The sequence below is a fragment of the Aestuariibius violaceus genome (assembly GCF_040779325.2).
GTDB classification, from domain to species: Bacteria; Pseudomonadota; Alphaproteobacteria; order Rhodobacterales; family Rhodobacteraceae; genus Aestuariibius; species Aestuariibius violaceus.
Map to the genome: position 1 here is coordinate 290563 of NZ_JBFONT020000004.1, position 14400 is coordinate 304962.

A 14400-nucleotide genomic window follows, 5' to 3' on the forward strand; every position below is an offset into this window, starting at 1 on the left:
GAGTCTCGGGGATTCGGAGGCCGCCGGGACCAACAATAACGCCAGTCGATCGCGCTGGCATCCCAACGGAGGAAAACATGTCAGCTCAACAAGTTACGCGTGCTGTTGGTGCAGCGGCGCTGATCGGTTGTTCGCTTGCCGCAACCGGTGCCGCAGCGGAGGGGCACGGGCTCGACCTTGCTGGAGAGACCGTGGAATTCGTCATTCCCTTCTCGGAATCGGGCGGATCCGCAAAATGGGCCAACTTCTATGCGCCGCTGTTGTCCGAAGCGCTGCCGGGCAACCCCACGGTGGTCGTCCGCTTCATGCCCGGCGCGGGGTCGACCCAGGGCGCCAACTGGTTCCAGGAACAGACCTACGAGGATGGCACGGTTATCTTTGGCACGTCCGGCTCGACCCAGTTTCCCTACCTGCTGAACGACCCGCGCGTCCGCTACGAATACGGCGACTGGCACGTGGTCCTCGCATCCGGCACCGGTGGCGTCGCCTACCTGCCTGCCGACCTTGCTGAACGATTCGACGGGGATGCCGACGACCTGCAAGGCATCGACTTCATCTACGGAAGCCAGGGCGCCACGCGGCTCGACCTCGTGCCGCTTCTCGCGTGGGAGATGCTGGGGATGAGCGTCGAGCCGATCTTCGGCATCAAGGGCCGCGGCGACGGCCGCCTGATGTTCGAACGCGGCGAGGCCAACATCGACTATCAGACGTCCTCCTCCTATCTGTCAGGCGTCGTGCCGCTGGTCGAAAACGGGCAGGCGGTGCCGATGATGACCTGGGGCGCGCTGGATGCTGATGGCAACATCGTCCGTGACCCGACCTTCCCCGACATCCCGACCTTCAAGGAGGTCTGCGAAGCGACCGAGGGCTGCGAGACCAGCGGCGACGCCTGGGATGCGTGGAAAGCCTTCTTCATCGCAGGTTTCCCCGCGCAGAAGATGGTCTTCCTGCCTAAGGGCGCCCCGGAAGAGGCCATCGCGACCTATTCCGCCGCCTTCGACGCCGTTCTCGCGCGGGAGGACTTTGCGGAGCTGTCGGAAAGTACGCTCGGCATCTACCCCCAGATGACCGGCGACCTTGCCGAAGCGACTCTGGAACAGGGCACCAACGTGCCGGACGAGGCGAAGACCTTCGTCACGAACTGGCTTGCCGACCGCTATGGCGTGACGCTGAACTGACGCCCGCGCGGCCTAACGCTGCGGCGATCCGGGCCCTCGGGGGCCGGATCGCCGCACTTTTATCGGAAGTTTGATGGACCTGATCTCCACGGCCCTCCCCGCCTTAGCGGAGGCCTTTTCACTGATCCTCCAGCCGGAGCAGATCGGCTTTCTCGTTCTCGGTGTGTTGCTCGGTCTGTCTGTGGGGGTCTTCCCCGGCCTTGGCGGTATCGCCGGGCTGTCGCTCGTCCTGCCCTTCATGTTTGGGATGGACCCGGTCTCGGGCCTAGCGCTCATGGTCGGGCTGATCGCGGTGATCCCGACCTCGGACACCTTCGCAAGCGTCCTGATGGGCATCCCCGGCTCCTCAGCAAGCCAGGCGACTGTGCTCGACGGCTTTCCCATGGCCCGCAAAGGCGAGGCTGCACGGGCGCTTTCCGCGGCGTTTATCTCCTCCCTCTTCGGCGGGCTCCTCGGCGCTACGGTACTGACGTTCTTCGTCCTGATCGCCCGGCCCATCGTGCTGGCCTTCGGCACGCCCGAGATGCTGATGATCACAATCCTCGGCCTCTCGATGGTCGCTATCCTCGCCGGCCGCCTGCCGCTCAAGGGGCTCGCCGCGGCCTGCCTCGGCCTGCTCGTCGGCGCCATCGGCGCTGCGGGTGCAGGCGGGTCAGAGCGGATCGTACCGATGGAATGGGCCTTCGCCGATACCGGCGACATCCGCTACAACATCTACCAATACCTCAACGACGGCGTAACCCTCGTCATCGTGGGCCTCGGCATCTTCGCCATCCCCGAGATCATTTCGCTCCTACGTCAAGACCGCTCCATCTCGAAGGATGCGACACTGGGCAAGGGCTGGACCGACGGGGTCAAGGACTGGTTTGCCAATAAATGGCTCTCCGTCCGCTGCGCGGTGATCGGTGTGATCGTAGGCGTCATTCCGGGGCTTGGCGGATCGGTCGTCGACTGGATCGCCTACGGCCATACGGTTCAATCGGCCAAGGACAAGACCAAGTTCGGCTCGGGCGATATCCGCGGCGTGATCGGCCCCGAAAGCTCGAACAACGCCAAGGAGGGCGGCGGCCTCGTCCCCACCCTGATCTTCGGCATCCCGGGTTCCGGCTCCATGGCCGTCTTCATCGGCGGACTGGCGCTTCTGGGCTATGACGCTGGGCCGCAACTGATCCAGAACGACCTGAACATCACCTACACGATCGTCTGGTCGCTCGCGATCGCCAACGTCTTCGGCGCGGGGCTCTGTATCTTCCTCTCCGGCGGGATCGCACGGCTGACGACGATCCGCTTCACCTATCTGGCGCCGTTCCTCTTCATGATGATCGCTTTCGCGGCCTTCCAGTCCCGCCAGTCCATCGGCGATCTGGTGGCGCTCTTCGCGATCGGGCTTCTGGGTATCCTCCTGCGCCGGTTCGACTGGTCGCGCCCCGCCTTCCTGATTGGCTTCGTCCTGTCGAGCCAGGCCGAAAACTTCGCCAACAACGCCCACCAGATCGCAAGCTTCCGTTTCCGGCGCAGCCTTGAGGAGGGGCTGGAATATATCTTCTCTCCCATCGTCATCGTGCTGATCGTGCTGACGGTCCTGTCCGTCATCATCGGCATCCGGCAATCCAAGCAGATCCTGCCCGAGGGCAACGTTCCGACCGGACGGAAGCGTGCGCCAGTGATCTTCACGCTCGCGATGCTCGGCTACTGTGTCTTCGCCTGGATCGACGCGTACCAAATCGATCTGATGTCGGATAAAATCTTCCCGCTCACGATCTCGACCATCGGGATCATCTCCCTGTTGGCGCTGCTGGCCCGGATGCTCCTCGCCCCCGAAGACGACCTCGCCTTCGCCGACAGGGAAGCGGACGGCGAGGACGCGAATGCCCCCCACGGCCTCTGGCAGACGATCTCCTGGTTCGCAGGGCTCTTGGTCCTCAGCTACCTTCTGGGCTTCATCCTCGCGCTCGCGATCTTCCTCGTCACCTTCCTTAGGGTCCGGGGCGGGCTCAGCTGGCTCAGGGCCGCAGGACTGACCGCGCTTGGCATCGCCTTCATCTGCTTCCTCGCGGGCACGCTCAACCGAGACTTCCCCGCAGGCCTGTTGCAGGACGCCGTGTCGCTTCCCTGGCCGCTGGGATAGAATAGGGCCATGACCCAGCGCGCGATCCCTTTCCTCTTCCTCCGCGGTGGCACCTCGCGGGGGCCGTATTTCCGAAGATCAGACCTGCCGAAGGATCGCGAAACACTCTCCAGGGTTCTGATCGAGGTCACGGGCTCCGGACACCCCCTAAACATCGACGGCCTCGGCGGCGGGGCAGCCGTGACGACCAAGGTCGCGATGCTCTCTGCGTCTGAGGACGATTGGGCCGACATCGACTACCTCTTCGCCCAGGTCAGCGTCACCGACCGCCTCGTCGATTTCGGCCCGACCTGCGGCAACATCCTCTCCGGCGTCGGCCCGGCCGCGCTTGAGATGGGCCTCATCGTGCCGCAGGGTGAGGTCACGGAGGTGAAGATCCGCGCGGTCAACACCGGCGCCCGGGTGATCGCGACCGTCCAGACCCCCGGCGGCACCCCGACCTATGAGGGAGGCACCGCCATCGATGGCGTCTCGGGCACGGCCGCGCCCGTCGAACTGGCCTTCATGGAAGTGGAAGGGTCAAGCACCGGCGCCCTCCTCCCCACAGGTAAATCCATCGACCTGATCGACGGGATCGAGGTCACCTGCATGGACGTCGCCATGCCCATCGTCATCACAAAGGCCGAGGCGTTCGGCCTGACCGGCTACGAGACACGCGAAGAGCTTGATGAGAACCGCACCTTCTTCGACCGGATCGAGAAGGTCCGCCTTGCCGCCGGGCCGATGATGGGCCTCGGCGACGTGACCAAATCCGTCACCCCGAAATTCGCCATCCTCGCCAAGCCGCGCCAAGGTGGCGCCATCGCGGCACGCTATTTCATGCCGTGGGCCTGCCATCCCACGATGGCCGTCACCGGCGCCCAATGCCTCGCCACATGCGCGATGACACCCGCAACCGTTGCGGATGGATTGGCCAACCGCCCCTCCGGCCCGCCTGCAACCGTCACGATCGAGCATCCCACCGGCGCGATCGACGTGATCCTCGACTACGAACCCACCGGCACCGGTATCCGTGTGAAATCTGCAGGCCTCCTCCGCACGGCGCGCAAGATCGCCGCCGGAGAGGTCTTCGTCAGCAGCGCAACCTGGCCGACCTAGCCGCGCTGAGCCGCCGCATCTCCGGACTTCTCGGCCCCATGAGACAAACCCGTCTCATGCGCATACTTCACAAGAGCCAGGAACCGGTAGAACCCGTGCATGAACTTGCCGTAGGGCATCGTCGCGAAGAAGGCGAAGACGACGCCCAAATGGATGGCTAATAGCAGGCCCATTGCCGAGGTGTGCCGCAACCCGGTCAGGATAAGCCCTGTCACCCCCAGTAGCAAAAGCATCCAGAGAAACGCCGCCCCAAGCCCCGTCGTAGACTCGCGCAACTCCGGATCGCGCTGCTTGCGGGACATCATCAACCCGATCGGCCCGACGACGATCCCGATCCCGCCCAGCACGCCGAAGACCTTCACAGGCGTCCACCACGGATAAGGCGCCTGCCAATCGAGACCGTAGTGAAAGAGCGTTCCGGTCGAGGTCGACGCGAAGCACAACAGGAAGCCATAGAAGGTGAAATGGTGCCAGAGCCGCCGCCGGTCGGTCGGCTTCTCGCTCTCGTTCATGCAACCCATGCCGCCGCCATCGAGATAGCGCATCGTGGCCGCCGCCCGCGTGGCCTCCCACAGGCCTCGCAACGTGACAGGTCCCGTCGCGGAGGCCATCCAGAATGACCGTAAGCTCATGAAGATGGCGAACAACCCGAACAGGAAGACACTCCCGAACAGCGCCACCATCGCGTTGTGCGGCATGATCCGGTAGAACGCCCCCGGCTCCGTCCCCGCGGCGAACAGCGACGCCGGGTCGGAAGCGACGACAAATCCGATAAGGAACAGCGCGACCGACACCGCCAGCGCCAGCGCCACCCACAGCCCGTTCCGCTGGAACAGAGGCCGCGCGAAGGCGGGCCAAGCGTAGCGCTCGTAGGTTTCCTCCCGCAGCCGGGCCATCGCGTTCGGCACATCGACCTTGAAATCATGCGGCGGCGCATACTGGCAGTCGTAATAGCACGCCCCGCAATTGTGGCAGAGATTGGCGAGGTAGTCGGTGTCGCCCCCCGAAAAGACCCGCCGCAGCTCCATCGCAGGGAAGACGGCACAGAGCCCTTCGCAATAGCGGCAGGCATTGCAGATCGACATCTGCCGCGCGACTTCGGATTGCGACGACGTCGCCAACTCAGCCAGGTTCGGAGCGTTCATCTGGCCACCTCCTCGAGGTTACGGAGAGACTTCGCCGCCGTCTCCCCCGCGATCCGGCCGAAGACCGACCCAATGGTCATGCCGATCCCGGCAAGATAGCCGCGGCCAAGGATGTTGCCCGCCATGATCTCTCCCGCAGCGAACAGGTTCGGGCTCGCCGTGCCGTCCTCCATCACCATCCGCGCATCGCGGTTCACCTTCACGCCCAGATAAGTGAACGTGATCCCGGGCCGCAGCGAATAGGCATAGAAGGGCGGCGTGTCGATCGGTCGGGCCCAGTGCGATTTTGGCGGGTCCAGGCCTACTGTCGTACAGTCATCATGGATCGTGTGATCGAAGGTGCCGACGCGGCAGGCGGCGTTGAACTCCGCAATCGTCTTGCCGACGGTGGCCGGATCAAGACCGATCTTCTCCGACAGCTCCTCCAGCGTCTCCGCCTGTTCCGGCGGGAAGACGGACGGCATGAACAGGTCGATCGACTTCGCGTCGATGATGACATGGCCAATCTGATCTGGCTGATCGGCCACGAGCCGCCCCCATATCGCATAGCGCTTAGGCCAGAAGTCCTCACCCTCGTCATAGAACCGCTGCCCTTCCGCATTCAGCACGACCCCGAACGGCACGCAGTCGAGCCGGGTGACGATCCCGCCGTCGAATTTCGGCGCCCGCCCGTCGATGGCGACGGCGTGGCATTGCTTAGGGTCGGCCACCGTCTCGACCCCGGCATCCATCAGCATCCTGAGGACGCCGCCGGTATTGTAAGGCGTGCCCCTGATCAGAAAGTTCTGTGCCGCAGGCCCCCACGCCTCTTCCAGCCAGTCCAGATTGGCCTCGAACCCGCCTGCCGCCGCAACGAAGGTCCGAGCGGAAATGTCGTAGGTGCGGCTGTTCTCGCCGTCCCAGTTCTCCTCGGCCGTCGCAGACAGGAAGAAACCATCTTCGACCTTCACGCCGGTGATACGCGTGTCATACCGAACCTCGACCCCCGCTGACTCGGCCGTCAGATAAAGCGCGTTCAGCATCGACCGGCCACCGCCCAGGAAAAAGGCATTCGTTCGCCCCAGCGACAGCGTCCCACCCAGCGACGGCTGGAAGCGAACTCCTTGCGCCTCGAGGAAATCCCAAAGCTCCTTTGACTTCTCAAGCGTCAGCCGGGCAAGTTCCTCATCCGTGTCGCCGCCCGTCACCCGCAGCAGATCATCCATAAACTCGTCGACTGGATAAGGACCGGTCAGGATGCCGTTGCCTTCGTCATGGGCGACCCGACAGTTCCGGGTATGACGTGTATTCCCGCCTCGCCAGACCTTAGGCGCGGCTTCCAGAACGCAGACCCGCGCGCCCTCTTTCGCCGCTGCAATCGCCGCGCAAAGGGCGGCATTGCCTCCGCCGGCCACCATTACGTCATAGTCGCTCATCCCGACAGCCCAGAGAAGGTGATCAATCGCTCCTCGCTCATCTCCCGAACGGCGTATTTCGGACCCTCATGACCGAACCCGCTCGCCTTCACGCCGCCATAGGGCATCAGGTCCACGCGCGAGGACGACGTCTCGTTGATATGCACGCCGCCGACGCGCAACCGCCTTGCCGCGGCAAAAGCCGTATCGATGTCCGATGTGAACAGGCCTGTCGCAAGACCATAGAGCGTACCGTTGATCCGCGAGATCGCCTCTTCCAGATCTTCGATCGGCACCAGACAGGCGACCGGCCCGAAGATCTCCTCAGTCAGAGCCCGGCTGTCATCGGCGGGCCGTTCAATCACGGTCGGAGAGAGAACCGCCCCCTCGCGCGCCCCACCCGTTAGGACAGTCTCCCCGCCAAGCATCCCTTCGACGCGCTCCGCCGCCGCGACCGAGATCATCGGCCCGACATCCGTGCCGGCCTCAGCCGGATCCCCTGCAACCAGCCGCCCGACGCCATCCACATATCGCTCCCGCACCTCGTCGTAGACCGACCGCTCCACCAGGAGCATCTGGATCGAGGTGCAGACCTGACCCGCCTTGCGGAACGAGGCGCCCACGCATTTCGGTATCGCCATATCCAAATCGGCATCGGCCATGATGATTGTGCCGGCGATCGACCCAAGCTCCATCTGGGTCCGCCGCAAACCTGCCTTCGCATGGATCGAGGCCCCGGCCGCCGTCGACCCCGTGAAAGCATAGAAGCCCGGGCGCTGGTCGGCCAACAGCGCCTCCGCGACAGGCGGGCCGCCATGCAGAACCGCCAGCCCGCCGGGCGGGCACCCGGCCTCGGCAAAAAGGCTGGCCAGCAGGTTGGCGACCAGCGGCGTCTTCTCGGACGGTTTGAGGATAACCGCGTTCCCTGCCGCGAAAGCAGGCCCGATCTTGTGGCAGACGGTGTTGAGCGGGGCGTTGAACGGCGTGATCGCCACCACCACACCGACCGGAACCCGCATCGTGAAGCCCATCCGCCCGGCCCCGCCCGGCGCGCCATCGAACGGGACAACCTCTCCACCGATGCGCTTGGCTTCCTCCGCGGACAGAGCGAGCGTTTCGATGGCGCGCGCCACCTCGCCTTCCGCATCGCGCAAGGGAAACCCAGCCTCGGCGACAAGCAGATCCCTGAATGCCTCGCGCCGCGCCGCCAACCGGTCACGCACCCTGCGCAGGATCTCCGCCCGGCGATACCCGGCCGTCGGTTGGTACGAGGCGGCAAGCGACAGCGCCCGCTCTGCCACATCAGGCGTCGCGACGGACACGCTGGCCAGGGCTTTCAGCCGGAACTTGTCCTCGACCGCAAGCGCATCCCGCGTGTCCACGAAGTGACTGCCGACAAAGCAGCCCGTGAGGTACTCCTTGCCCGCCATCCTCAGAACTGCTCGCGGTATTGGGCCGGGTCGATCACCGCCCCGATGACAAGCGGCGTGCCGTCCGTCTTGGCTGACAAGGCATCGGCAAGGGCGGTCTCTGTCTCCACCTTCACGCCGTTGCACCCCATGCTCCCGGCCAAGGCCACGATGTTGGTCTCCTCGATGACCGTCCCGGTCGAGGGGTATTGCCGGGCCATCTGCTTCAGCTCGATCCGGTTGAGCGAATTGTCGAGGAAGACCACAACCTTCAGCCCCAGCTGCATCGACGCGGCAAGCCGAAGCTCGCTCTGCACCATGGCGAGGCCACCGTCGCCGGTGAAACAGACAACCTCGCGGTCCGGGTGCAGCATCTTGGCGACAATGGCGGCAGGCAAGGAAAACCCCATGGATGACAGCCCGTTCGTCATCAGCAGATGACGCGGGCCGCCCGGCCGCCACCCCTGCCCGACCAGCAGCTTGTGGCTCCCCACATCTGTCGTGACGATGGCATCCCCGGCAACGCTCTGCCCGGCCACTGCAATGACATCGGACGGGTTCAGAACGCCACTGACCCGCCCGCTGGAAAACGCCGCCGCAAGCTGCTCCCGATGTTCGGTCAACCTTGCGCTGCCCCACCCGTCTGACGCGCTCACCTGATCGGCCAGCGCGGACAGGATCTGCGGGATGGGTCCGACCACCTCGGTCTCGGCCGCATAGATCTGATCGGTGTTCGGCACCTCGTCGATATGGATGACGGGGCTGTCCACACTCCACGGCTTGATCAGCTCCACCGCGTCGAACCCCGCACAGAGGATCAGGTCCGACTGCTTCAGCAGATCCCACATGATCGCGTTGCACGCCATGTCCAGCGTGCCCGCGAACAGCGGATGGTCCTCAGCCACCGTCCCTTTCGCCATGGGGGAACTGACGATCGCCGCCCCAATCCGCTCGGCCATGGTGACGATCGCCTCGCCCGCGTCGTTCTGCATCGCCGAGATGCCGTAAAGGATCAGCGGTCGCTTCGCCGCCCCGATCTGCGCGGCGGAATCGCCCAGGGCATCCGACCAGACCTGCGCCCCCGCTGCGACATGCGTGACCGGCGGCAGGGTGATCCGGTCGTCCGAGGCGTCCGCGCCCACCACATCGGCCGGTGTCGACAGATGCACCGGCCCCGGAAGCGGGGCCAGCGCCACCCGGTGGGCTTTGCGCATGACGTGGCCTACGGTGTGCGGCGCCACATCGGCCACATACTTCGCGACGGGAGAGAAGATCGCATGTTGATCCACCACTTGATGGGTGAATGTCGGCAGCCGCTTGGTATCGATCTGCCCGGAAATCGCGATCATCGGCGTGCGGTCGAGATACGCATTCGCCACCGCATTGACGAGGTTCGTCGACCCCGGCCCAAGCGTGCTCAGCGCAACACCGGGCTTGCCGGTCAGCATTCCGTAAGCCTCTGCCATCAGACCGGCGGTGCCTTCGCGCCGGGCGAGAACGAAATCGATTCCCACCTTCCGGCACCCTTCGAGGAACTCGACCGACGGATCGCCGGGATACCCGAAAACCGGCCCGATCCCGGCCTCCTTGAGATAGGTGGCCATCACTTCGGACACGTTCATTTCTTCCTCCCTCGCGCGGCCAGTTCCACAATTGTATACACTTGTATTTTATTGGGCACAATAAAGAACGGCAGATCAGGACCCGCACGATGAGCGACACCAAACTCTCCGCAACCGAGGCGTATCAGCGGCTCCACGCCTCGATCATCGATGGCGAGCTCAAGCCCGGCACCCGCCTGCGCGAAAGCGAGCTGGCCGAGCAATTCGGGCTGTCGCGCACGCCTGTTCGCGAGGCACTGCGGCGGCTGGAAAGCGCAGGCCTTGTGGTCCACGAGGCCAATAAGGGCGCGATCGTCCGGCAACTCGACTACCAGTCCGCCAACGAGCTCTACCTGATGCGCGAGGTGCTGGAGGGGACGGCGGCGGGCCTCGCCGCGCTCCATATCTCGCAACCCGAACTGGACGCCGCCTACGACATCCTCGCCGAGGAAGAGCGCGCCGGGGACGACGGCAAGGAAGCCTCGCGGCTCAACAAGATCTTCCACCAGGCAATCTACAATGGCGCCCATAACCGCTATCTGCTGGAAATCCTCGACGGCCTCTCCGTCTCGATGGCGCTTCTCGGGCAATCGACGCTGGCAGAGGAAGATCGCCGCTCGACCGCCCTGAAAGAGCATCGCGGGATCCTCGACGCGATCGGCCGGCGGGATCAGGCAGAGGCCGACGCGCTTGCCCGGGCGCATATCCGGGCGGCCCATCGCATCCGGCTCAAGATGATCCTGACCGACGAGTGATCACTGCCGCAGCATCTTCAGCCCCTGCGTGACGTCCAAGCGGATCGACAGCTTCAGGCTCGGCTCGTCGCCCGCGCGGAGCGCCGCGATGATCATCCGGTGATGCTGCGGGGCTGCAGTCCGGCGCAGTCGGTCATAGAGCGCACGCATCGTCGGGCCGAGTTGCAACCAGACCGTCTCGGTCAGTGCCAAAGTGGCCGGCGACTGCGCCCGCAGATAGAGAGTCCGGTGAAAGTCGAGATTGCCGCGGATATAACCCGTGATGTCCTGTCGCGCGACGGATTGCGCGATCGTCGCATCTATCGCCTCAAGCCGGTCGATCAGCGCGAAATGCGCACGGGGCAGCGCCCGCGCGGCCAGTTCGGGCTCCAGAAGCGCCCGCAGCGCCGCCAGTTCCTCGATCCGGTCGTTCGATAATTCCGGCGTCGACACCCGCCCCGAGGACGACAGCGACAGCGCTCCCTCCGCCACGAGCCGCCGCGCGGCCTCCCGCGCGGGCGTCATCGACACATCGAAAGACGCTGCAATCCCGCGGATCGTCAGTGCCGCCCCCGGTGCCAGCTCTCCGTGCATGATCCGGTTGCGCAGCGCCCGGTAGATCCGGTCATGGGCGGTTTTTGTGGGCGCAGTGTTCGAGGCGGACGAGAGCATCCCTCACGCCACCGGCACAGGGTCGAAGCGATACCGGTGAAGCGACGCCCCGTTGTCCCGCAGCCAGGTGCGGTGCGTGCCATAACTCGGGCAGATCTCGCCCACGAGCGCCCAGAACGCAGGCGAATGATCGAGGTGGACCAGATGCGCTACTTCGTGCGCGGCGACGTAATCCAGCACCTCTGGCGGCGCCATGATCAGGCGCCAGGAATACATCAGCCGCCCGTCCGACGAACACGATCCCCAACGGGACCGCGTGTCGCGCAGCGCGATCTGGCGAAAGTCCTGCCCGACGCGCGCGGCATATTTGTCCGAGGCGGCGGCGAGCCGCTCTCTTGCCAGCGCCTTCAGGAATGCCTTGACCGATGCCGGCACGGCCCGGCTTGCCGGAACGCGCAGAACATCGCCCTCCAGCCGCGTGCGGCGCTCAGGACCGGTTTCGACACGGATCTCGCGTCCCTCGAACAGAACCGTCGCACCGCCCGCGACAGGGCTGGGCGGCTGCTGACCCTGCAATGTCCGTCGCAGCCACGCCTCCCGCTCCGCCGCGAATTTCTGCGCCATCCGCTGGTCGACCCGTTCGGGGATCGTCATGGTCACCTTCCCGTCCAGGCTCGACACTCGCAGCGACAACCGCCGCGACCGCCGCGACCGCCGCAGCGTGATCTCGATCGGGGGCTTGCCAGGCAGGACGAGACGTCCCATATCGCGCTCCTCAAGACGACCCGTGCCATCATCGCCTCAGAGGGCTTTGACACGGCCTATCGCATATGGCAGGGGACGCCGATCCGCTGCAAGACGCCCGAGAGAGGAAGACACCGATGCCCAAGGAAGAATGGGGAACCAAACGGGTTTGCCCGACCACGGGAAAACGTTTCTACGACCTGAACGCCAACCCCATCGTCAGCCCCTATACCGGCGAGGCGGTGGAAATCGATACCGTCAAGAGCCGCACCATGGTCGCCGACGCAGAGGATGCGCAGACCAAGAAGCTGCGCGACAAGGAGGAGGAGGACGACGAACTGGTCCTGGACGATGACGACGACGATTCGGACGTCGATCTGGGCGATGACGTTCTCGAGGAAGACGACGACGACGATGACGTCTCGCTCGACGATATCGCCGATGTCGCCTCTGACGGGGACGACGACTGACCCGACGCGAAACGGCCTTTTTCCGCTTGCGTTTCGCATCCTTCGCAGAATACACACCGGCGCACGGCAGTTCGCCGGTACGGGGCCTTAGCTCAGTTGGGAGAGCGCTTGCATGGCATGCAAGAGGTCAGGGGTTCGACTCCCCTAGGCTCCACCAGATCCAAATACTCCAGGCTAATCCTTGTTTTGGCATTACGCCATTCGCCGAATCATCGGCAAAAGTCCTGAATTGCGCGCCTATGGAGGCTTTTTGTCCTGATGAGAGGATGCTCCGACTGCCTTTGAGAGCGCTGCATCAATTGAGATAGGCGCCGGTTGGTGACCCGCCGGGAATGTCCTGGTGCCAGTATTTCAAAGACCCTGCGCCCAAGGATGCTAGCTGAAACTTTCAGGAGCAAAGTGTCTCCCACTCTCCATTGGCCGTCCTTCGGACATAAACAAAGTAAATCAGCGCTTAACCAATCCTTCAGACTTCCCTCTTACCGCTCAGGTTGGGCGGTCGTTGCGCTTGCTGGTTTGGTGACGACCGCTTGGTGAACGAGTGGCGGAGGATAAGTGCATGTATGTCAGTGAGATTACTGTCGACGAGGCGCCGATAAAGGTCGAACAGGTGGTCGAGACCATTGCGGTCATCGGTCTTGGATATGTCGGCCTGCCGCTTGCCGTTCGACTGGCAGAACGCTTCGAAAAGGTCATCGGCTTCGACATCAGCCCTGACCGTATCACCGGCCTCCGCTCCGGTCACGACGCTACCGGCGAAGTCGCTGATCAGCGTCTTGCCAAGAGCAAGCTGCGTCTTGCCGACAATGCAGCCGATATCGCATCTGCGACCTGCTTTGTGATCACTGTGCCAACGCCGATCGACCAGCAGAAACGCCCCGACCTTGGCCCGCTGGAGAGAGCCTGCCACATGATCGGCCCGCTTTTGAAGAAGGGCGACCTCGTCGTCTTTGAGTCGACTGTCTATCCCGGTGTGACCGAGGATTTCTGCGGCAAGATCCTCTCTGACCAGTCAGGCCTACAGCCGGGCCGGGATTTCAATCTCGGCTATAGCCCTGAGCGAATCAATCCGGGCGACCGGGACAACACGGTAGAGACAATCGTCAAGAACATCTCGGCCGATACGCCCGAGGCGCTCGAGCGGGTGGCTCGGATCTATGCCGAGGTCACAGACGCCGGCCTTCACCGCTGCTCGTCCATCCGGGTGGCCGAGGGCGCGAAGGTGATCGAAAACACCCAGCGCGACGTCAACATCGCGCTAATGAACGAACTAGCCCTGATCTGCCACGCCGCGGGCATCGAAACTGCCGAGGTGATTGAGGCTGCCTCGTCGAAATGGAACTTCGTGCCTTTCACCCCGGGCCTTGTCGGCGGTCACTGCATTGGTGTTGACCCATATTACCTTGCGGCGCTCGGCGAGCAACTGGGCCATCACCCGGAGATCATCCTAGCCGGTCGCCGACTGAATGACGGGATGGTCCGGCATGTCGCCGCCGCGGCAACTCGAATTCTCGTCCAGACCGGGCGGATTGCGCGCAGCACGCGGATCGGCATTTTTGGCATCGCCTTCAAAGAGAACGTACCCGACATCCGTAACTCCAAGGCGATCGAGCTTGTGGCCGAATTGGAAAGCTTCGGCTTCGCCCCGATGGTTCACGATGCCCTCTGCGCACCGGAAGTGCTTGAAAAACAGGGGCTTTGGCCAAGCACTATGGAAGAGATGACCGCCCTCGACATGGCAATCGTGGTGGCACCGCATCGGGTCTATCTCGATGACCCGTCCTTTCTGGATCGGATCGTTCCCGGTGGCGTCCTGATGGATATCAGAGGTGCCTACCGCAAAAGAGCCCGGCCAGCGGGGCTCACTTATTGGGCATTGTGAGGTTA

12 protein-coding genes and 1 tRNA gene are annotated in these 14400 nt (G+C 64.1%); 7 read left to right on the plus strand and 6 right to left on the minus strand.

What is annotated here, in order from left to right:
• Positions 1–77 precede the first annotated feature (77 nt).
• The 3 genes from AADZ90_RS15290 to AADZ90_RS15300 all read left to right on the plus strand — a co-directional run bounded on the left by AADZ90_RS15290 (position 78) and on the right by AADZ90_RS15300 (position 4404).
• On the plus strand, positions 78–1178 hold the full coding sequence (locus AADZ90_RS15290) for a tricarboxylate transporter (protein WP_367310659.1): 1101 nt from the start codon (positions 78–80) through the stop codon (positions 1176–1178).
• A 73-nt stretch (positions 1179–1251) separates the two neighbouring features.
• Positions 1252–3306 (plus strand): tripartite tricarboxylate transporter permease, encoded by a 2055-nt coding sequence (locus tag AADZ90_RS15295; protein ID WP_367310658.1) that lies wholly within the window; start codon positions 1252–1254, stop codon positions 3304–3306.
• Between the two features lie 9 nt (positions 3307–3315).
• A complete protein-coding gene (locus AADZ90_RS15300) occupies positions 3316–4404 on the plus strand; it encodes a 4-oxalomesaconate tautomerase (RefSeq protein WP_367310657.1) in 1089 nt (362 codons plus the stop codon).
• Here AADZ90_RS15300 and tcuB read toward each other — a convergent pair.
• The 4 genes from tcuB to AADZ90_RS15320 are packed head-to-tail and all read right to left on the minus strand — an operon-like array spanning position 4401 to position 9974.
• Positions 4401–5549 (minus strand): tricarballylate utilization 4Fe-4S protein TcuB, encoded by a 1149-nt coding sequence (gene tcuB, locus AADZ90_RS15305; protein ID WP_367310656.1) that lies wholly within the window; start codon positions 5547–5549, stop codon positions 4401–4403. The two genes, AADZ90_RS15300 and tcuB, sit on opposite strands and share 4 nt — an antisense overlap.
• Complete coding sequence (gene tcuA, locus AADZ90_RS15310) at positions 5546–6964, minus strand: FAD-dependent tricarballylate dehydrogenase TcuA (RefSeq protein ID WP_367310655.1); 1419 nt, start codon at positions 6962–6964, stop codon at positions 5546–5548. Before tcuA ends, tcuB begins: the two co-directional genes overlap by 4 nt.
• Positions 6961–8373 carry an aldehyde dehydrogenase family protein gene (locus AADZ90_RS15315; protein WP_367310654.1) on the minus strand — a complete coding sequence of 471 codons (1413 nt, stop codon included), beginning with the start codon at positions 8371–8373 and terminating at the stop codon, positions 6961–6963. The genes tcuA and AADZ90_RS15315 overlap by 4 nt, the downstream gene beginning before the upstream one ends.
• Before the next feature lie 2 nt (positions 8374–8375).
• Complete coding sequence (locus AADZ90_RS15320) at positions 8376–9974, minus strand: thiamine pyrophosphate-binding protein (protein ID WP_367310653.1); 1599 nt, start codon at positions 9972–9974, stop codon at positions 8376–8378.
• Positions 9975–10063: 89 nt separating this feature from the next.
• On the opposite strand from AADZ90_RS15320, the gene AADZ90_RS15325 reads away from it, so the two are divergent.
• The gene (locus tag AADZ90_RS15325; protein WP_367310652.1) at positions 10064–10708 is read left to right on the plus strand and encodes a GntR family transcriptional regulator; all 645 of its coding nucleotides are present in this window, start codon (positions 10064–10066) and stop codon (positions 10706–10708) included.
• Here AADZ90_RS15325 and AADZ90_RS15330 read toward each other — a convergent pair whose 3' ends face one another.
• Both AADZ90_RS15330 and AADZ90_RS15335 read right to left on the minus strand, forming a co-directional pair.
• Entirely contained in the window at positions 10709–11359 is a 651-nt protein-coding gene (locus AADZ90_RS15330) for a GntR family transcriptional regulator (protein ID WP_367310651.1), read from the minus strand.
• Between the two features lie 3 nt (positions 11360–11362).
• Positions 11363–12064: a M48 family metallopeptidase gene (locus AADZ90_RS15335; protein WP_367310650.1), complete on the minus strand. Its 702-nt coding sequence runs from the start codon at positions 12062–12064 to the stop codon at positions 11363–11365.
• A 116-nt stretch (positions 12065–12180) separates the two neighbouring features.
• Here AADZ90_RS15335 and AADZ90_RS15340 point away from each other — a divergent pair, with 116 nt between their 5' ends.
• The 3 genes from AADZ90_RS15340 (at position 12181) to AADZ90_RS15350 (ending at position 14395) form a co-directional block, all read left to right on the plus strand.
• Positions 12181–12513 carry a TIGR02300 family protein gene (locus tag AADZ90_RS15340; protein ID WP_367310649.1) on the plus strand — a complete coding sequence of 111 codons (333 nt, stop codon included), beginning with the start codon at positions 12181–12183 and terminating at the stop codon, positions 12511–12513.
• Positions 12514–12594: 81 nt separating this feature from the next.
• A tRNA-Ala gene (locus tag AADZ90_RS15345) sits at positions 12595–12670 on the plus strand.
• A 402-nt stretch (positions 12671–13072) separates the two neighbouring features.
• Positions 13073–14395, plus strand: coding sequence for a nucleotide sugar dehydrogenase (locus AADZ90_RS15350; protein WP_367310648.1), 1323 nt, complete (start codon positions 13073–13075; stop codon positions 14393–14395).
• Positions 14396–14400 lie beyond the last annotated feature (5 nt).